Raw genomic sequence first — 18170 nt, forward strand, 5'->3', positions numbered from 1 at the left:
AAGGGAGCTAGAGGGATGAGTGACAAATTTCAAGAACAGTTTGACGGCTTGCTACAGAAGTATACAGAGCTATTATTAGGAGAGAGCAACGAAGAATATAAACAAAAGGTTGAGAAATGGGCGTTATATTCGTATATTGCTAAAACGATGCCAGCTCTTGTAAAGCATTGGAATGAAACGTATCCAGATGCAAAAGAAGAGATGGTAAAGTTAATTACAGAAATTAAAAAGCGAAATGATGAGCATAGACAAAATAAGTGAAAAATAGGAAAAGGCTACTTGTATAAGTGGTCTTTTCTTATTTTTGATGAATAGGCATATGAGTTATTTTTATATAATGTTTGTTTATCTGTATACCACTTTTTATATGAAATGGAAGGAGTGTTTATAGAGAGGAGAAGATGTTAAAAAGCATTTGTCGAAATTATTTTTTGAAGAAGGCATTTTACTATATTGTTACCCACCCCCCCGAAATTTCTGTATGTCGAAAAAATTTTATTTCGTATTTTTCCTTTTAAAATTCAATTATACATACATTCTTGTATTATTATGTTAATTATCTAAATAATTATTTGTATCAAATAATTTTAAACAATGATATAATTTAGAAGAGGGGTAAAAAACAGACAAAGTACAGTCATAGGGGTGAAATACATGGAACAATTAATGCGTAATTCTTTCTTGTTTTTATCAAAAAATAAAGCGTTAACAAAACTAGCGAAAAAATACGGTTTACGTTTTGGAGCAGGACGCTTTGTTGCGGGGGAAACAATTGATTTAGCAGTAGCTGCAATTAAAGATTTAAACAAACAAAACCTTTGCGTTACGATCGACTATTTAGGGGAATTTGTTGATAACGAAGCAGAGGCAAATGAAATGGCGGATGAATCGATTGAAGCGATTCGTGCAATCGGTCGCGAAAAGCTAGATTCTCAGCTTTCATTAAAAATGACTTCTATGGGTTTAGATATCTCAGAAAATTTAGTTATGAACAATATGCGCCGTATTTTAGATGCAGCGAAAGAAAACGGTGTGTTTGTAACAATTGATATGGAAGATTATTCACGTTGCGGAAAAACAATTGATATCTTCATGAAATTAAGAGAAGAATATGATAATGTTGGTACAGTAATTCAAGCGTATTTATATCGAACAGAGAAAGATATAGATGATTTGAATGCGTATCATCCAAATTTACGTCTTGTAAAAGGGGCGTATAAAGAGTCTGAAGAAGTTGCATTCCCAGAGAAGAAAGATGTAGATGACAATTATAAAAAGATTATTAGAACGCACTTATTAAATGGTAATTATACAGCAATCGCTTCACATGATGATGCAATTATTGAATATACAAAAAAACTTGCTGAAGAATACAACATTTCTCGTGATCAGTTTGAATTCCAAATGTTATTCGGCATTCGTACAGAGCGTCAACTTGAGCTTGTGAAAGAAGGATATAAAATGCGCGTGTATGTACCATATGGAAACGACTGGTACGGCTACTTCATGCGTCGCTTAGCAGAACGTCCAGCTAACGTAGCATTCGTATTAAAAGGAATGGTTAAAAAATAACCAAGGAAGTTTAAACTTCCTTGGTTATTTTAATTGTTCAAAAGCATAGTCTGCCATCTTTTTTGCATCAGGGTACAGTGTTTTGCGGCCAGAAGAGAGGACAACGGTAATAACCCTTTTCCCGTCTTTCTCATCTACTGTAGCGACTGTATATTCTGCTAATGTAGAAAGACCGCTTTTGCTTCCAATCGCATGTGGATCAGCGTACAGTTCTTCACGTCCATAGTTTGCGATTTTTTTCGTTTGCATGGATGTATGTATAGTTGTATGAATGGTATTCATATCTTGTAAGACTTCTGGATACTTTAATACTTTTTTTGTAATAAGTGCTAAATCATATGGTGAAATTTTATTTCCAAGCGCATCAGCCCCGCTTGCGTTTTTAAACGTTGTATGTGTCGCTCCGAGCTGTTTTGCTCGTTCATTCATCATTTTTGCGAATTTTTCTTTGGAACCGGCGATATGTTCTGCGATCGATTCAGCGATTGGATCGGCGCTAATAACAAGCATCAACTTTAATGCCTCATCGCGCTTTAGCTTTTCTCCAGCATGTAGTGTAATTTTTTTACTTTGGATTTCTGTTTTTATTGCATGTTCTGTAACGGTAATTTCTTCATCTTCTTTTACATTTTCTAGTAGAAGAAGAGCAGTCATCATTTTCGTTACACTTGCTGGGTAGGAGCGTTCATGTTCACGTTTTCCATATAAAACTTCTCCTGTATTTGCATCAATTGTCACGCCGTACTTTCCGTATATATCAGGCTGGGCAGCTCTGGCTACTTTTTGTCTGTGCGCATATAAGGAAAAGATCATCGCAATAAATAATGTAGCAGTAATAACAAGTAGTGTAATCGTTCGTTTCATTCTGTACCCTCTTTTATGTATGGAATAGGCAGCGATATAGCCTATTTTTCATTATGCCACGTTCGCTGCCTATAGTTGTACTCTTATTTTTCACCCATGTTTTGTTTTTTATATTGCTGATTGTTTCCTTGTCGGCCTTTTTCGATGCCGCGATCAACTGGACCAGCATTTCCTGTTACGCTTGTAGAACTAATACCTGCTTTTGATGGGTTTTTCTTAATTTTAGCCATAAGTTATGCCTCCGTGTGATCAATTTTATGGATTTTTAAAGTGTAACTAACCTTTTTAGGAGAAGGTGTTTTAAGAAAGGAAGTTCACTACATATCATGCCCAAAATATAAAAAAGAAATAAGTTCAGAAAATTTTATCTTTAAATATATTGCGAAAATTTAAACAATATCATATATTTATTAGTAGAGGCTCATTCATAGATTGCGACGTTTGTCGAAAAATTGAATGAGCATTCATTCAAGAATAAGGGGGAGAATTGGATGTTCCAAATTAAAAAGGCTGCAGTTCTTGGTTCTGGTGTAATGGGTTCTGGAATTGCTGCGCATTTAGCTAACATCGGTATACCGACATTATTGCTTGATATTGTACCGCCAACGCTTACAAAAGAGGAAGAAGCGAAGGGACTTACATTAGAACATAAAAGTGTACGAAATCGTTTCAGTAACGGAGCGCTGCAAAAATTGTTAAAGCAAAAACCAGCTCCTCTTACAATGAAAGAAAACTTAACGTTAATTGAAGCTGGCAATATGGAAGATGATATGGAACGCCTTGCTGACGTTGATTGGATTATCGAAGTTGTTGTTGAAAATTTGGAAATTAAAAAGAAAGTATTTGCGAAAATAGACGCTGTTCGCAAGTTAGGTTCTATTGTTAGCTCAAATACATCGGGTATTTCCGTTGAAAAAATGGTAGAAGGGCGTTCAGACGATTTCAAAAAACACTTCTTGGGAACGCACTTTTTTAACCCTCCACGTTATTTAAAACTTCTTGAGATTATACCGACAAAAGAAACGGCTCCTCATGTGTTAGACTTCATGAAATTATTTGGCGAAGATGGACTTGGAAAAGGTGTTGTTGTTGCAAAAGACACACCAAACTTTATTGGAAACCGCATCGGTACGTACGGACTGCTTGTAACGCTGCAAGAAATGCTAAAACGCGGTTATAGCATTGGCGAAGTAGATTCAGTAACAGGTCCGTTAATTGGTCGTCCGAAAAGTGCAACGTTCCGCACATTAGATGTTGTCGGATTAGATACGTTTGTTCACGTTGCAAATAACGTATATGAAAACGTACAAGAAGAAGAGCGTGAAGTCTTCAAAGTGCCAGCTTTCATGCACGACATGTTAGAACGAAAATGGCTTGGAAGTAAGACAGGTCAAGGCTTCTTCTTAAAACAAGGAAAAGAGATTTTAGAGTTAAATCCTGAAACGATGGAATACGAGGCTCGTAAAAATTTGAACGCGGCTTCTGTTGAATTAAGTAAACAGGAAAAAGGATTAGCAAACAAATTGAAAGCGCTTGTATACGCAAAAGACCGCGCTGGCGAATTGTTATGGAACATTATTACGCCAACTCTTCTATATTCAGCAAAGCTTATGAAAGAAATTGCTGATGATATTGTTGCAATTGATAATGCAATGAAATGGGGCTTTGGCTGGGAGCAAGGACCATTTGAAATTTGGGATGCAATTGGCGTTGAGAAGTCCGTTCAGAAAATGGAGGAAGACGGTCAAGTTGTTCCAGCTTGGGTAAAAGAAATGATCGAGAAAGGCATTACATCGTTCTATAAACATGATAATGGTGAGAGCTATTACTATGATAACGGTGAATATAAACAAATCGTTCGTAATAAAAAGGCAATTTCTCTAAAACAACTGAAAGAGAAAAATGGCGTACTGAAGAAAAATAGCGGTGCGAGCCTTATTGATTTAGGCGATGGCATCCTTTGCTTAGAATTCCATTCAAAGAGCAACGCAATCGGTATGGATATTACGCAAATGATTAATTACGCTGTCGATGAAGTTGAAAAGAATTATAAAGGACTTGTCATTGGAAACCAATCGAAGAATTTCTGCGTTGGTGCGAACCTTGCGATGATTTTAATGGAAGCGCAAGATGACAATTATTTTGAAATTGAGTGGGTCGTGAGAAACTTCCAAGATGCAATGATGAAAATGAAGTACTGCTCAAAACCAGTCGTGGCAGCGCCTTATGGGATGACACTTGGCGGCGGTACAGAGGTTTGCTTACCGGCAGCTAGCATTCAAGCGTCTAGTGAAACGTACATGGGATTAGTAGAAGTCGGTGTTGGTTTAATCCCTGGCGGAGGCGGTAACAAAGAGTTATACATTAAACATTTGAATAAAATGGCAAACGGTGTTGAGTTTGACCTGCAAAAAGTTGCAAATAAAGTGTTTGAAACAGTAGCGATGGCGAAAGTTTCAACATCTGCACAAGAAGCAGCTTCTCATAACTTCTTAGGCGATAAAGATGGTATTAGCGTCAATGGCGATCACTTACTATATGATGCAAAACAAAAGGCACTTGCTTTATATGAAGCGGGCTATAAAGCACCAATTCGTAAAAAGATCCCAGTTGTCGGTGAAACAGGATATGCAACGCTCGTGCTTGGGGCAGAAGCAATGCACTTATCTGGCTATATTTCCGAACATGACTTACACATTGCGAAAAAACTCGCATATGTCATTGCTGGTGGAAAAATCCCATATGGAACAGAAGTTGATGAACAATATTTATTAGATGTGGAACGCGAAGCATTTATCAGTTTAGTGAGCGAAATGAAATCACAAGCAAGAATGCAGCACATGCTTGTAAAAGGAAAACCATTACGTAACTAAGGAGGACGAGTGTTCATGAGAGAAGCTGTTATTGTTGCAGGGGCAAGAACGCCAGTTGGGAAAGCGAAGAGAGGATCATTAAAAACAGTACGTCCTGATGATTTAGGGGCATTAGTTGTAAAAGAAACATTAAAACGTGCGAATAACTATGACGGTCCAATTGATGATTTAATTTTTGGCTGTGCGACGCCAGAAGCAGAGCAAGGTTTAAATATGGCGCGTAATATTGGTGGATTAGCAGGACTTTCTTATAATGTTCCGGCTATTACAATTAACCGTTACTGTTCTTCTGGACTGCAAAGTATTGCTTTTGGTGCAGAGCGTATTATGCTTGGGCATTCGGAAGCAGTATTATCTGGCGGCGCTGAATCTATGAGTTTAGTGCCGATGATGGGACACGTTGTTCGCCCGAACAACCGTCTTGTTGAAGCAGCTCCAGAATATTATATGAGCATGGGACATACAGCGGAGCAAGTAGCAGTGAAATATGGAATTTCCCGTGAAGAGCAAGATGCATTTGCAGTAAGAAGCCATCAGCGTGCAGCAAAAGCATTAGCGGAAGGAAAGTTTGTGGATGAAACAGTACCGGTGGATGTAACACTTCGCACTGTTTCGGTAAATAACAAATTACAAGAAGAAACAATTGTGTTCTCACAAGATGAAGGTGTAAGAGCAGATACGACGTTAGATATTCTTGGGAAACTACGACCAGCATTTAACGTGCGCGGTTCAGTAACAGCTGGCAATTCTTCGCAACTGAGCGATGGCGCAGCAGCAGTACTACTGATGGATCGTGAAAAAGCAGTAAGCGACGGACTAAAGCCGCTTGGAAAATTCCGCTCCTTCGCAGTAGCTGGTGTACCGCCAGAAGTAATGGGAATCGGTCCAATTGCAGCGATTCCAAAAGCGTTAAAATTAGCAGGCTTAGAACTATCTGATATCGGCTTATTTGAACTAAATGAAGCATTCGCTTCTCAATCGATTCAAGTTATTCGCGAACTTGGACTAGATGAGGAAAAAGTAAACGTAAACGGCGGAGCGATTGCACTTGGACATCCACTTGGATGTACAGGAGCGAAATTAACATTATCTCTTATTCATGAAATGAAGCGCCGTAATGAGCAGTTCGGCATCGTGACAATGTGTATTGGTGGCGGAATGGGTGCTGCTGGAGTGTTTGAATTATTGTAAAAGCGAAATCACTATAAATAGATAGCATTTCAAAATGGAAGCGACTAAAGGGTATAAAAACAAACAAAGGAGGGCTAGCTTCTCTCACAACAAGAGAAGCAGCCTATGAAAATATGAAGGAGGAAATTTTTCATGGAAAAAATAGTAGGAAGTGCAGTAAAAGGCGGCAGCTTTTTAGTTGATGATTTTACAATTGATCAAGTGTTTACACCTGAAGATTATACAGATGAGCATAAAATGATCGCGAAAACGACAGAGGACTTTATCGTAAATGAAGTACTGCCAGAGCTTGAATATTTAGAGCAGCATGAGTTTGATCGTTCCGTTCGTTTATTAAAAGAAGCAGGTGAGCTTGGATTATTAGGTGCTGATGTACCAGAAGAGTACGGCGGCATTGGCCTTGATAAAGTTAGCTCTGCGTTAATTGCAGAAAAATTTTCGCGTGCGGGCGGCTTTGCGATTACGCACGGTGCTCACGTAGGGATTGGATCGTTGCCAATCGTATTATTTGGTAACGAGGGGCAAAAGAAACAATATCTTCCTGCATTAGCAACAGGCGAAAAGTTAGCTGCGTACGCATTAACTGAACCAGGTTCTGGATCTGATGCATTAGGAGCAAAAACAACGGCTCGTTTAAATGCGGAAGGTACACACTATGTATTAAACGGTGAAAAACAGTGGATTACAAACTCTGCTTTCGCTGACGTATTCATTGTATACGCAAAAGTAGATGGCGAACATTTCACAGCGTTTATCGTAGAGAGAGAATACGCTGGCGTATCCACAAGCCCGGAAGAAAAGAAAATGGGTATTAAATGTTCTTCTACTCGTACGTTAATTTTAGAAGACGCATTAGTGCCAAAAGAAAATGTGCTTGGTGAAATTGGGAAAGGTCACGTAATCGCATTTAACATTTTAAATATCGGCCGTTATAAATTAGGTGTTGGTACAGTTGGTTCGGCTAAACGTGCTTTAGAAATTTCAGCACAATATGCAAATCAACGTCAGCAGTTTAAGCAGCCAATTGCTCGCTTCCCGTTAATTCAAGAGAAGCTTGCAAATATGGCAGCAAAAATTTATGCAGCGGAAAGCTCTGTATATCGTACAGTTGGTTTATTTGAAAGCCGTATGAGTACATTATCAGAAGAAGAAGTAAAAGACGGTAAAGCTGTAGCAGCTTCTATTGCTGAATATGCAATTGAGTGTTCTTTAAATAAAGTATTTGGTTCTGAAGTATTAGATTACGTAGTAGATGAAGGTGTTCAAATTCATGGTGGTTACGGATTTATGGCAGAGTACGAGATTGAAAGAATGTACCGCGATTCTCGTATTAACCGTATTTTCGAAGGTACGAATGAAATTAACCGCTTAATCGTACCAGGTACGTTCCTGCGTAAAGCAATGAAAGGTGAATTACCACTTCTCGAAAAAGCACAAAAACTACAAGAAGAATTAATGATGATGATGCCGGAAGAAGTAGGCGATGAGCCATTAGCACTGCAAAAACATTTAGTGAAGAATGCGAAGAAAATCGGCTTAATGGTAGCTGGATTAGCTGTTCAAAAGTATGGTAAAGCTTTAGATAAAGAACAAGAAGTTCTTGTGAATATCGCTGATATCGTAAGCAACCTATACGCAATGGAATCAGTAGTTCTTCGTACAGAAAAAGCAATTAAAACAACTGGCCTTGAGAAAAACAAACAAAAAGTTCTATACACTGAAGTATTCTGCCAAGAAGCATTCAATCAAATCGAAGCAGATGCGAAAGAAACAATTATCGCTGTAGAAAATGGCGATATGCTGCGCATGATGTTATCTGCGCTTCGTAAATTTACTCGTCACACACCGCTTAACGTAATTCCGAAGAAACGTGAAATTGCGGCGAAAGTGTTAGAGGATGAGCGTTATACAGTTTAATATGTAAAAAGCAGGAGTCGTTTAGAGCGGCTCCTTTTTTCGTGTTCATCGATATATCGGCGGAAGTAGTATATTTATCGGCGTTTCGATGATGTTCAACATGCGAATCGTTGAGCGACTCCTGCCTTTTTTTTGCCCAAAAATGGAATTTTCAGTGACAAAAACTAATACCATTAGTATAATAAAACTAACATCATTAGTTTTTAAAAGGGAGCTGGAAATATGAGAATGATGCATGAGAAAACGGTATATCAATTGTCATTTTTGCCAAGAGTGTTTCCTGTGAATTGTTACTTTGTGGAGGAAGAAGACGGTTTAACTTTAATTGATGCGGCGCTGCCATATAGCGCAAAAGGCATTTTACAAGCAGCTCAAAAAATCGGAAAGCCGATTACTAATATTGTATTAACACATGCACATGATGATCACATTGGTGCGCTAGATGCATTAAAAGAAGTACTTCCTGATGTTCCTGTTTATATTTCAAAGCGGGACGCACGTTTGTTAGAAGGAGATACGACATTACAAAGAGATGAACCAAATACGCCAATAAAAGGCGGTGTACCTAAAAAAGTAAAGACAAGACCAGATGTTTTATTAGAAGATGGAGATCGAATTGGATCGCTTCTTGCGATTATGACACCGGGACATACACCAGGTTCCATGTCGTTTCTTGATACGCGAAATAACACTCTTATTGTCGGAGATGCATTTCAAACAAGAGGAGGCACTGCCGTTTCAGGACAAATGAAATTTTGGTTCCCGTTTCCTGCGATGGCAACGTGGAGTAAAGAAGTAGCATTACAGAGTGCAGAGAGATTAAGAGAATATGGGTCTTCCTTACTTGCAGCAGGACATGGAAAAATGATAAAGGATCCAGCCGCGGCAATAGACCGTGCGATTGAGGAAGCAAAGCGAAATATAGAAAGCATGAAAGAAGGTTAATTTATGTCACCGAGAATAGGGCTTACATTACAGAAAATCATCGATACAGCAGCAGAAATCGCAGATGTAAACGGAATGCAAGAAGTAACATTAGCGTCATTATCGCAAAGGCTAGGGATACGCTCTCCCTCTCTATATAATCATGTGAAAGGTTTACAAGACGTACGAAAAAACCTTGGTGTTTATGGAATAGAGCAGCTGCATGAGGAGCTGAAAGAGGCGGTAGAGGGTAAAAGTATGGATGAAGCAATTCATGCATTAGGAGAAGCGTACGTGTCGTTTGTCCGAAAACATCCTGGATTGTATGAAGCAACTTTTTTACGAGATGAAGAAGTACAACAAGCAGGAGATGGAATTGTAGAGCTTTGCCTTCATGTTTTACAACACTATGGTTTAGAGGGTGAAAAAGCACTCCATGCGACGCGTGGATTAAGAAGTATTTGTCACGGATTTGCGTCGATTGAACAGCAAGGTGGATTTGGATTGCCGCTGGATTTAGATGTGAGTTTACATTTATTACTGGAAACGTTTATTAAAGGGCTACATGTAATAAAAGAATAAATAAGGGGAGAGAAAACATGAATTTTTTGCTGTTCATGCTTCTTTTTACAGTAGGTTGCGGCTTGTTAGAGATGAAAGTGCAAAAGGATGTGAAGTGAAATGTTTGCAGGACATTTTGGCTTAGCTGCAGCAGTGAAGGCAAAGTCACCGAAAATACCGCTTTGGGCTCTCATGTTAAGCACACAACTATTGGACGTGATCTTTGTGCCGCTTTATGTTTTAGGAGTAGAGACAATAGAGCCTATTGGTGGTAATGGCTATGGTGAAGCAGTGATTCATGCGGATTATTCACACTCTTTAATAGGAGCACTGTGTATTGCCTTTTTTGCAGGAATAGTGGGTATGAAGTTTTGGGGAAGACGAAGTGGCTTTGTTATTGGAGCGGTAGTTTTTAGTCATTGGATCCTTGATTTACTTGTGCATCGTGCTGATTTGCCATTACTTCCAGGGAATTTCGGAGACTTACCTATGCTTGGTTTTGAGTTGTGGCGATTTCCAGCTATTAGTATCGCATTGGAATGTATTCTTATTGCATTAGGTAGTATATCATACTTTCGATATGTTGTTTCGAGTGTAGAGCAACAAAAGAAATCTATAGCAAGAGTAGCCGGCGGTGTAGTAGTTGTGTTATTAATTCTTTCGTTAATTACAGATGTAGTTGGCTTTGCGGCTTGAGTATGAATAAGAGGGAACCTTAGAAGCGATCCTAAGGTTTTTTTAGTGCATACAATCTAAAAATAAATAGATACTAAATCTTGAATGAACAAAGAAAGGAAGGCTGTTACGATGCAAAATTTAAACGAGCTTGAAGTGGAGAATTTACGTCATCTTATTGGCGGGCATGCAACAGTTATTAACAAATTACAAGAGTATGCACAAGCATGTACGGATCCGCAGCTGAAGCAGATGCTGCAAAAAGATGTGCAAGATGCACAAAATACGAAACAACAATTAATGTCTTTTCTAGGATAGGGGGGTAAAGAACATGAATGAAAAAGATATGGTAAATGATTATTTAGCTGAATTAAATGCAAGTTTAACAGGCTATGCGAATTACATTGCTCAAACGAATAACGATCAATTATATCAAACGTTAATTCAAATTCGTAATCAAGACGAAATGCGTCAACGTAATCTGTATCAATTCGCAAAACAAAAGAATTATTATCAACCAGCAGCTCCTGCTAATCCAACGATTGTTCAGCAGTTGAAGAATCAATTAAGTGCACAATAAGAAAAGAAATTTTTTAAAACGGGTGACGTGATTGAGACGTTACCTGTTTTTTTGTGAAAGTAAAAAGTTCGTGACTTTGTCGAAATTATATGCAAGGGGACATAAAACGTCCATATTATTTGTGATATATTTCACAAATTGTACATGGTTTCCATGGTAAAAACTTCTATAATAAAAAGTGTAAAGAACACAGCACAAAGAAAATTACACTAAGAAGCAGGTGAGATTGTCATGAATAGAAACACAAGAAAGATTGCGATTATTGGTACTGGATTAGTTGGATCAAGCTGTGCGTATTCTATTGTGAATCAAGGAATCTGTGAAGAATTAGCGTTAATTGATCTGAATCATGAACGAGCAGTCGGCGAAGCAATGGATTTATCACACTGCATTAATTTTACAAATACAAGAACAAAAGTATATGCAGGAACTTATGAAGACTGCAAAGATATGGATATTGTTATTATTACAGCGGGACCTGCTCCAAAGCCAGGTCAAAGTCGCCTTGATACTTTAGGGGCAAGTGCGAAAATTATGGAGAGTATCGTATCAAGTGTAATGGAGAGCGGATTTGATGGCATCTTCCTAATCGCATCAAACCCAGTTGATATTATTACTTATCAAGTTTGGAAATTATCAGGTTTGCCAAGAAATCGCGTCCTTGGTACTGGGACATCACTAGATTCTTCTCGTTTAAGAACAATTTTATCTGAAATGCTGGAAGTTGACCCTCGTAGCATTCACGGTTACTCATTAGGTGAGCATGGCGATTCACAAATGGTTGCTTGGTCACATGTAACAGTAGGTGGAAAGCCTGTCTTGCAAATTTTAGAGGAGCAAAAAGAGCGTCTAGGTGAAATTGATTTAGATGAAGTTGTGGAAAAAACAGCAAAAGCTGGTTGGGAAATTTATAAACGGAAAGGAACTACTTATTACGGTATTGGGAATGCGTTAGCTTATATTGCACGTTCTATTTTTAATGATGATCACTGTATTATTGCTGTATCAGCCGTTTTAGACGGTGAATATGGTGAGTATGAAATTTCCACAGGTGTACCAGCTATCATTACAAGAGATGGTATAAAAGAACTTGTCGAACTGAACTTAACAGAAGCTGAAGAAAGCCGATTTGCAAAATCAAATGACATTTTACGCGACTACATGAAAACAATCGGTTACTAAACTAGAAGAAGGTGAAACAGATGAAGGAATATATCATGCCTCGTATATTCAAAGGATCTGCAGGAATTGCACAAGGTATTTTCGTATCTCTTGGAATTGGTTTGCTCATCGAAAATATAGGAAGAATTGCTGATATTCCTATGTTAATTACAATTGGAGTTGTTGCAAAATCACTTATGGCACCAGCAATTGGAGCAGGAATCGCTTTTATGCTTGGAGCAAATGGACTTGTCATTTTCTCAGCGATGGTTGCAGGAGCGATTGGAGCTGGATCAATTTCGATTACTGCAGCCGGCTTGATGATTAAAACTGGTGAACCAATTGGTGCGTTATTAACAGCAACACTAGCAGTTTATATCGGTAAACGATTAAGCGGAAAAACTGCTTTAGATATGATGCTTGTTCCGTTTGCTGCAATATTAGGTTCAGGTTTAGTTGGTATTTGGTTATCCCACAATATTAGCCCGGTTTTAAATGCGGTTGGAGCATTTATTAAAGATAGCTCAGCAGGCAGTCCGTTTATTGCTTCTATTTTACTTTCAGTTGTTTGGGGTTTATTATTAATTTCTCCAGCGTCATCAGCAGCTTTAGCGATTGCCCTTAGCCTAGACGGCGTAGCAGGCGGTGCTGCACTTGCAGGATGCGTCGCTCAATTTATCGGATTCGCTGTTATCTCTGCGAAAGAAAATAATTTAGGCGGTATTTTGGCACAAGCCCTTTGTACACCGAAAGTACAGCTTCCGAATATTACTAAGAACCCGATGATTCTTGTACCAACTGTTGTCGCCAGTGCAATTGTAGGTCCTGTATCGGCGCTTGTATTCCAAATGACAGCGGGGAAAGAAATTGCGGGTCTTGGACTTAGTTCTTTAATCGCACCAATTAACTTAATTTCAAGCAAAGGATTAAGTGTTGTTCCAGCGATGGTAATTACTTATATCATAATTCCAGTAGCTGTTTCTTATATACTGTATATGATTTTGAAAAAAGCAGGTCGTATTAAACCTGGCGACATGACTGTACCGCAATCTTAAAGATTAGTAAGAGTGTGACATATAATATACCAATTTGAAAAGCTCCTTTTACATAGAGAAAAGCAGACTGAAGCCGCAGTCTGCTTTTGTTTTTATAGATTATACGATCATCCAGCAGGGGCTTTAACCTTTTGTTTACGTAATTCAAATACAGATTGCATAGCAGCATAAAGAAAGCTTGCTACTACGATGCCTGTTATTACATCTATAAAGGCGTGCTGTTTTGTAAACAAAGTAGATAAAATAATGAGTGCGCCAACAAATGTTAATAGACCATATTCCCATTTGTTTTGCTTTTTTCTCTTATATGCTGTAATCATAATGACAAATGTTGTGAGCACGTGAATGCTAGGAAAACAATTTACAGGTTGATCGATACTGTAAATAAAGCGAACTAAATTAGCAAACACATCATTGCCAATCACTTCAGGACGTGTTACCGTTGTTTGCCACATATAATAAATGCTAAAAGAAAGAAGGTCACCTAATATAACACTACTTAATGTAACGTAGTAGAGCTTTCGGTCAGCAAAGCAGTAATAAATTAGAGTACCGTATAGATAGGGAAACCAAAGTAAGTATGGAACGATAAATTCTTTTGTAAAAGGAATCCATGCGTCTATTTTTGTTGTTACATTCACAGCACCTACTGTTGATTGATTGAGCACGTCATAAAGAAGACCTACAAGTATGAGTAGCAATATATAACATAATGGAAGAAAGGATGAACGTTGATTATTCTCCATAGCGGTTCTCCTATTTCTAATGTAATGAGATAAAACTTGAGAAATTATAAATAGAAAAAATGTAAATGAGCTATCAATTTTCATTAAAGCGTTTTCACTATATCATATTGTAAGATGACGATATTATTCATTTGTATTTTTGATAAAGAGAAGCTGTCAGTAAACAAAAGTTTGTTTAAGAGGTATGTTCGAGTTTATCCCGCATTAACGGGCAGTAAGACCCCCGCACTGATGGAAAATTATAATAGAAAAATATAAACGAGCTATCGATTTTCATTAAAGCGTTTTTACTATAGTATATTCTAAAGTTAAGATATAGCCCATTTGCATTTTCAATAAGAGAGAATTGCCATTAAATAAATGTTTGATTAAGACGTACGTTCGATTTTGTGGTCTTAATCAAACGTTTGTTTAAGAGGTATGTTCGATTTTATAATACTAATTAAACGTTTGATTAAGATATATGTTCTATAATGCTGCGCACCTTGTTTGAAAAAATAAAAAAACACTTCTCAAAAAAAATGAAGTGTTTTTCTGTCTCTAAATATATTATAATAAAAATAGTTAGAATTTTATTATTTCAATAAAATATCATATAAGCTTAAATAGATGTATTATATTCATTTATGTATTTAGTTACGCTTTCATTTAATGTTGCGAAAAAGTCTGGGAATTCTGAACTATTTGTGCGAATATTATCTATATGTTGTAAAGAGAATTTTTCGTTTAAGAGAAACTCACCGTGATGTCCAAATACCTGTATATTAGCATTCATTTGTCCTGAATCTTCTTGTGTTGATACGAGAATGTAGTGAAATGCTTTTACAGGAATGACATATGTTTTGCGATATGTATTCGTACTGTTTATTCCGGTTTGTTTTATCACTTGAAACTGGAGAATGTCTTTGTTTATAGCAACAGACAATGTTGTTGACTTTAACTTTGTGTCTGTTAATTCATCAAGTTCTTCAAGTTGAAAGTGGATTGTAGTTTGATCTGAATGATGTTGAATTTGTTGCTGGATGACTGAGTGAATTTGTAGGTCCATATAGTTAAATAATCTCCTTTTCTTTATGTACTATCAAAGACAAAAATATAGAACAAAAGAATTAATATAACAGTTTCAAGCAGTAAAAAAGATTAAACATTTGTATTCTTCCTTAAAGAGAATACATGACAAATTACTAAAAAACAATATAAACTGATTTAGTATTTCGTGTTTTAAAAACCGTATATTTAACATAGTTAATATTATGTTAAATAATTTCTTTAGGGTAGTAAAGTATTTTTTGAGAATTTAAGAAAAATAAAAAATTTTGCAGGATAAAAGAAATTCTTAGCGAATTAAGTTAAAGTTTGAAATGAAAAAATATTTTCTATATGATAAGGTAAAGGTTAGTGAAAAGTAGGTGAATGTATGCCAGTAACATTTTATTCATATCCAAAATGTGGAACATGCCAAAAGGCAAAAAAATGGTTAGAAGCAAATGATGTAGCATATGAAATGATTCATATTGTTGAAAATCCACCTTCTAAGGAAGAACTTCGCAGTTTATATGAAAAAAGCGAATTGCCATTAAAAAAGTTCTTTAACACAAGTGGAATGCGTTACCGCGAGCTTGGTTTAAAGGATAAGCTAAAAGATGCAAGTGAAGAGGAAATGTTGGACATGCTCGCTTCTGATGGCATGTTAATCAAACGACCAATTGTAACAGGCAGTAATCATGTAACAGTTGGCTTTAATGAAGAACAATTTGAAAGCGTGTGGAAAAAGTACCGATAAGGTATTTTTACATAATTAATACATTCATTGGAGGTACAGACATGAGCATTCCAAAACAATTACGTTACTCTGAAGAACACGAATGGGTAAAAGTTGATGGCAACCAAGTTGTTATCGGTATTACAGATTTCGCACAACACGAATTAGGAGATATCGTATTCGTAGAACTTCCTGAAGTTGGTGCAACAATCGAAGCTGACGAGCCATTCGGAAGCGTAGAATCTGTTAAAACAGTTTCTGAGTTATACGCACCTGTAGCAGGTAAAGTTGTAGCAGTAAACGAAGAATTAAACGACAAGCCAGAGCTTGTTAACGAGTCTCCATACGAAGGTGCATGGATGATTAAAGTTGAGATTGAAGATGCAGGTCAAGTGGATAACTTATTAACTGCAGAACAATACGAAGAAATGATCAATCAAGACTAAGATGGAAAGGGCAGCTAATAGCTGTCCTTTTTTATTTGTGTCAGCTCTAGTAGCTAGAATGTTCGGTGGCTTCACTTCTTCCCCACATTCTGAACGAGCCACTTCCGCTTTTATTCACAAAAATAAACAGGAAACAACATTGAAATATCGAATATACTATATACTAAAGGTAAGGTTGTATCATAGTATATGGTGATCGGGTGATGCCAAGTGGTCTATGTGGAAAAAGTAATTATTGTTGAAGGTAAATCAGATAAGAAGAAGATTGAAACGATTATTAGAGAACCGGTGGAAATTGTTTGTACAAATGGTACAATTAGTTTGTCGAAAATGGATGAACTTATTGATCAGCTGTACGATAAAGAAGTGTATGTGCTTGTGGACGCAGATGATGCAGGAGAGAAGCTACGCAAACAATTTCGCCGAGAATTTCCACATGCTGAACATATTTATATTGATCGTTCGTATCGTGAGGTTGCAACTGCACCATCAAATCATTTAGCGAACGTTTTATGGGGAGCTGACATTGACGTTTATACAGAATTTTTACGGTAAGGAATGGTAGAATGATCGATTTGACAGGAAATGAAGCTATGGCTGCAGTTGAAAATCAAGATAAAACGGTGTTATACGTATATACGCCAATGTGTGGTACGTGTCAACTTGCTAAAAAAATGTTAACAGTTGTTGAAGCCGCATTACCTCATTTGGAAATTGGGATGCTAGATTTAAATTACGCACCGCATTTTGCGCGGGAGTACGAAATTGAAAGCGTTCCGTGTTTACTTATATTTGAGAAAAATCAACTTATGAAGAAAATATATGCATTTCAATCTGTGGAATATTTATATATGGAATTACAATAGGCGGCAAATACTTTGCCGCCTCGACATATTTCTTGGGAAATATAAGCAACAAGTGATTTTTTGTCGAGAGAAAGATACAGGAGAGCTCGTTATAGAAATGGAATGGTATTATGTAAAACGTGATATGAGGAGTGTGACGGAGATGAAATTGTATTCACTGCTTCAATCATTTGTAACATATGCCAATACGCAATATCATTTAGAACCGCTACTGCCGCAATTTGAGCGGACTGTTTGTTTTACTTTTCAAGATGAGCGTTATTCATTGAAAATTTCAAGAGATAAAATTGAGCTTACGAATGGTGCAATGGGAACGGAAGAACTTGTTTGTTTTCAAGAAGATGACTTGCAGTTATTAATTACAGGACAAGTTCGTTTGCAGTCACTATTGCGTAGAAAGGCCATTACATATAGAGGGGCATACCAAACAATGTTATTATTAGAATCTGTATTTCATATTTGTAAGCCGCTACGAATAGGTGCTTAAATTTCAGAAAGTTCCTTCTTTGCAAAAATTTCTGTTGACATCTATTTCATGCGTTGATACAATTCAAAACATGAAATAACGAAAACTTCATAACGACAAAATCAGACGAAATTTACATCTGATTTTCTCTTATCAAGAGAGGTGGAGGGACTGTGCCCGATGAAACCCGGCAACCGTCAACTTATGTTGAAATGGTGCCAATTCCTGCAAAGCGAATGCTTTGAGAGATGAGAGGAAAGGATAATAGTAATTTATGTATATAAACCTTTCTGCTCATTTTAAAGCAGAAAGGTTTTTTTGTTGTTTCAGTGTAGGAGGACGCTCAAACAACAGCTTCATTTATCCCGCATTAACGGGCAGTTATCCCCCACCGGAAGGTTCAGAGAGAAGCAAGGAAGATAGGTGGGGGATAACTGCCCGTAAAAGTCCGATTGGTTCAACTAACCATCAGTGGGAGATGAAAAAACTCTCCACTGATGGAAGTTTCACT

At 37.2% G+C, this 18170-nt stretch carries 21 protein-coding genes and 1 riboswitch; of the genes, 17 read left to right on the forward strand and 4 right to left on the reverse strand.

Features of this window, described 5'->3' with window-relative positions; translation table 11 throughout:
• Positions 1–15 precede the first annotated feature (15 nt).
• Complete coding sequence (locus ACTDJC_RS07160; RefSeq protein ID WP_098308883.1) at positions 16–261, forward strand: YusU family protein; 246 nt, start codon at positions 16–18, stop codon at positions 259–261.
• Positions 262–654: 393 nt separating this feature from the next.
• On the forward strand, positions 655–1572 hold the full coding sequence (locus tag ACTDJC_RS07165; protein ID WP_098308881.1) for a proline dehydrogenase family protein: 918 nt from the start codon (positions 655–657) through the stop codon (positions 1570–1572).
• Between the two features lie 24 nt (positions 1573–1596).
• Here the strand turns inward: ACTDJC_RS07165 and ACTDJC_RS07170 are convergent, their stop codons facing one another.
• Positions 1597–2436 (reverse strand): D-alanyl-D-alanine carboxypeptidase family protein, encoded by an 840-nt coding sequence (locus tag ACTDJC_RS07170; RefSeq protein ID WP_440602999.1) that lies wholly within the window; start codon positions 2434–2436, stop codon positions 1597–1599.
• A gap of 83 nt (positions 2437–2519) precedes the next feature.
• A complete protein-coding gene (locus ACTDJC_RS07175; protein ID WP_090916082.1) occupies positions 2520–2666 on the reverse strand; it encodes a YuzL family protein in 147 nt (48 codons plus the stop codon).
• 261 nt (positions 2667–2927) lie between these two features.
• Here ACTDJC_RS07175 and ACTDJC_RS07180 point away from each other — a divergent pair, with 261 nt between their 5' ends.
• The 10 genes from ACTDJC_RS07180 (at position 2928) to ACTDJC_RS07225 (ending at position 13373) form a co-directional block, all read left to right on the forward strand.
• Positions 2928–5309, forward strand: a complete 2382-nt coding sequence (locus ACTDJC_RS07180) for a 3-hydroxyacyl-CoA dehydrogenase/enoyl-CoA hydratase family protein (RefSeq protein ID WP_440603000.1) — start codon at positions 2928–2930, stop codon at positions 5307–5309.
• A 15-nt stretch (positions 5310–5324) separates the two neighbouring features.
• The gene (locus ACTDJC_RS07185) at positions 5325–6500 is read left to right on the forward strand and encodes an acetyl-CoA C-acetyltransferase (RefSeq protein ID WP_440603001.1); all 1176 of its coding nucleotides are present in this window, start codon (positions 5325–5327) and stop codon (positions 6498–6500) included.
• A gap of 132 nt (positions 6501–6632) precedes the next feature.
• Positions 6633–8417 carry an acyl-CoA dehydrogenase family protein gene (locus ACTDJC_RS07190; protein WP_098308873.1) on the forward strand — a complete coding sequence of 595 codons (1785 nt, stop codon included), beginning with the start codon at positions 6633–6635 and terminating at the stop codon, positions 8415–8417.
• A 222-nt stretch (positions 8418–8639) separates the two neighbouring features.
• Positions 8640–9362, forward strand: a complete 723-nt coding sequence (locus ACTDJC_RS07195) for an MBL fold metallo-hydrolase (RefSeq protein ID WP_253630800.1) — start codon at positions 8640–8642, stop codon at positions 9360–9362.
• Between the two features lie 3 nt (positions 9363–9365).
• Entirely contained in the window at positions 9366–9923 is a 558-nt protein-coding gene (locus ACTDJC_RS07200; protein ID WP_253630799.1) for a TetR/AcrR family transcriptional regulator, read from the forward strand.
• 99 nt (positions 9924–10022) lie between these two features.
• Complete coding sequence (locus tag ACTDJC_RS07205) at positions 10023–10598, forward strand: permease (RefSeq protein ID WP_253630798.1); 576 nt, start codon at positions 10023–10025, stop codon at positions 10596–10598.
• A gap of 111 nt (positions 10599–10709) precedes the next feature.
• Positions 10710–10895 carry a hypothetical protein gene (locus ACTDJC_RS07210; protein WP_098308865.1) on the forward strand — a complete coding sequence of 62 codons (186 nt, stop codon included), beginning with the start codon at positions 10710–10712 and terminating at the stop codon, positions 10893–10895.
• Positions 10896–10908: 13 nt separating this feature from the next.
• The gene (locus ACTDJC_RS07215) at positions 10909–11157 is read left to right on the forward strand and encodes a spore coat protein (RefSeq protein ID WP_098308863.1); all 249 of its coding nucleotides are present in this window, start codon (positions 10909–10911) and stop codon (positions 11155–11157) included.
• Positions 11158–11388: 231 nt separating this feature from the next.
• Positions 11389–12339, forward strand: a complete 951-nt coding sequence (locus tag ACTDJC_RS07220; protein ID WP_098308861.1) for an L-lactate dehydrogenase — start codon at positions 11389–11391, stop codon at positions 12337–12339.
• Positions 12340–12359: 20 nt separating this feature from the next.
• A complete protein-coding gene (locus tag ACTDJC_RS07225; RefSeq protein ID WP_098308859.1) occupies positions 12360–13373 on the forward strand; it encodes a PTS transporter subunit IIC in 1014 nt (337 codons plus the stop codon).
• 107 nt (positions 13374–13480) lie between these two features.
• Here the strand turns inward: ACTDJC_RS07225 and ACTDJC_RS07230 are convergent, their stop codons facing one another.
• Both ACTDJC_RS07230 and ACTDJC_RS07235 read right to left on the reverse strand, forming a co-directional pair.
• A complete protein-coding gene (locus ACTDJC_RS07230) occupies positions 13481–14119 on the reverse strand; it encodes a phosphatase PAP2 family protein (protein ID WP_440603002.1) in 639 nt (212 codons plus the stop codon).
• A 601-nt stretch (positions 14120–14720) separates the two neighbouring features.
• The gene (locus ACTDJC_RS07235) at positions 14721–15167 is read right to left on the reverse strand and encodes a DUF3978 family protein (protein WP_440603003.1); all 447 of its coding nucleotides are present in this window, start codon (positions 15165–15167) and stop codon (positions 14721–14723) included.
• A 369-nt stretch (positions 15168–15536) separates the two neighbouring features.
• Here ACTDJC_RS07235 and ACTDJC_RS07240 point away from each other — a divergent pair, with 369 nt between their 5' ends.
• The 5 genes from ACTDJC_RS07240 (at position 15537) to ACTDJC_RS07260 (ending at position 17680) form a co-directional block, all read left to right on the forward strand.
• Positions 15537–15902, forward strand: coding sequence for an arsenate reductase family protein (locus ACTDJC_RS07240; RefSeq protein ID WP_098308853.1), 366 nt, complete (start codon positions 15537–15539; stop codon positions 15900–15902).
• A gap of 41 nt (positions 15903–15943) precedes the next feature.
• Complete coding sequence (gcvH, locus tag ACTDJC_RS07245) at positions 15944–16327, forward strand: glycine cleavage system protein GcvH (protein ID WP_098308851.1); 384 nt, start codon at positions 15944–15946, stop codon at positions 16325–16327.
• Between the two features lie 210 nt (positions 16328–16537).
• Complete coding sequence (locus tag ACTDJC_RS07250; RefSeq protein WP_098308849.1) at positions 16538–16882, forward strand: toprim domain-containing protein; 345 nt, start codon at positions 16538–16540, stop codon at positions 16880–16882.
• Between the two features lie 11 nt (positions 16883–16893).
• Positions 16894–17193, forward strand: a complete 300-nt coding sequence (locus tag ACTDJC_RS07255; RefSeq protein ID WP_440603004.1) for a thioredoxin family protein — start codon at positions 16894–16896, stop codon at positions 17191–17193.
• Positions 17194–17335: 142 nt separating this feature from the next.
• The gene (locus ACTDJC_RS07260; protein WP_440603059.1) at positions 17336–17680 is read left to right on the forward strand and encodes a hypothetical protein; all 345 of its coding nucleotides are present in this window, start codon (positions 17336–17338) and stop codon (positions 17678–17680) included.
• A gap of 126 nt (positions 17681–17806) precedes the next feature.
• Positions 17807–17914: riboswitch (SAM riboswitch) on the forward strand.
• Positions 17915–18170: the final 256 nt, after the last annotated feature.

Origin of the sequence: Bacillus sp. GB_SG_008 (genome assembly GCF_052038115.1) — a bacterium.
Lineage (GTDB): Bacteria > Bacillota > Bacilli > Bacillales > Bacillaceae_G > Bacillus_A > Bacillus_A rhizoplanae.

Bases quoted from the DNA above. Each gene is read 5' to 3' on its own strand.
- ACTDJC_RS07160 (WP_098308883.1), top strand. From the start codon at position 16: ATGAGTGACAAATTTCAAGAACAGTTTGACGGCTTGCTACAGAAGTAT.
- ACTDJC_RS07165 (WP_098308881.1), top strand. From the start codon at position 655: ATGGAACAATTAATGCGTAATTCTTTCTTGTTTTTATCAAAAAATAAA.
- ACTDJC_RS07170 (WP_440602999.1), bottom strand. From the start codon at position 2,436: ATGAAACGAACGATTACACTACTTGTTATTACTGCTACATTATTTATT.
- ACTDJC_RS07175 (WP_090916082.1), bottom strand. From the start codon at position 2,666: ATGGCTAAAATTAAGAAAAACCCATCAAAAGCAGGTATTAGTTCTACA.
- ACTDJC_RS07180 (WP_440603000.1), top strand. From the start codon at position 2,928: ATGTTCCAAATTAAAAAGGCTGCAGTTCTTGGTTCTGGTGTAATGGGT.
- ACTDJC_RS07185 (WP_440603001.1), top strand. From the start codon at position 5,325: ATGAGAGAAGCTGTTATTGTTGCAGGGGCAAGAACGCCAGTTGGGAAA.
- ACTDJC_RS07190 (WP_098308873.1), top strand. From the start codon at position 6,633: ATGGAAAAAATAGTAGGAAGTGCAGTAAAAGGCGGCAGCTTTTTAGTT.
- ACTDJC_RS07195 (WP_253630800.1), top strand. From the start codon at position 8,640: ATGAGAATGATGCATGAGAAAACGGTATATCAATTGTCATTTTTGCCA.
- ACTDJC_RS07200 (WP_253630799.1), top strand. From the start codon at position 9,366: ATGTCACCGAGAATAGGGCTTACATTACAGAAAATCATCGATACAGCA.
- ACTDJC_RS07205 (WP_253630798.1), top strand. From the start codon at position 10,023: ATGTTTGCAGGACATTTTGGCTTAGCTGCAGCAGTGAAGGCAAAGTCA.
- ACTDJC_RS07210 (WP_098308865.1), top strand. From the start codon at position 10,710: ATGCAAAATTTAAACGAGCTTGAAGTGGAGAATTTACGTCATCTTATT.
- ACTDJC_RS07215 (WP_098308863.1), top strand. From the start codon at position 10,909: ATGAATGAAAAAGATATGGTAAATGATTATTTAGCTGAATTAAATGCA.
- ACTDJC_RS07220 (WP_098308861.1), top strand. From the start codon at position 11,389: ATGAATAGAAACACAAGAAAGATTGCGATTATTGGTACTGGATTAGTT.
- ACTDJC_RS07225 (WP_098308859.1), top strand. From the start codon at position 12,360: ATGAAGGAATATATCATGCCTCGTATATTCAAAGGATCTGCAGGAATT.
- ACTDJC_RS07230 (WP_440603002.1), bottom strand. From the start codon at position 14,119: ATGGAGAATAATCAACGTTCATCCTTTCTTCCATTATGTTATATATTG.
- ACTDJC_RS07235 (WP_440603003.1), bottom strand. From the start codon at position 15,167: ATGGACCTACAAATTCACTCAGTCATCCAGCAACAAATTCAACATCAT.
- ACTDJC_RS07240 (WP_098308853.1), top strand. From the start codon at position 15,537: ATGCCAGTAACATTTTATTCATATCCAAAATGTGGAACATGCCAAAAG.
- gcvH (WP_098308851.1), top strand. From the start codon at position 15,944: ATGAGCATTCCAAAACAATTACGTTACTCTGAAGAACACGAATGGGTA.
- ACTDJC_RS07255 (WP_440603004.1), top strand. From the start codon at position 16,894: ATGATCGATTTGACAGGAAATGAAGCTATGGCTGCAGTTGAAAATCAA.
- ACTDJC_RS07260 (WP_440603059.1), top strand. From the start codon at position 17,336: ATGAAATTGTATTCACTGCTTCAATCATTTGTAACATATGCCAATACG.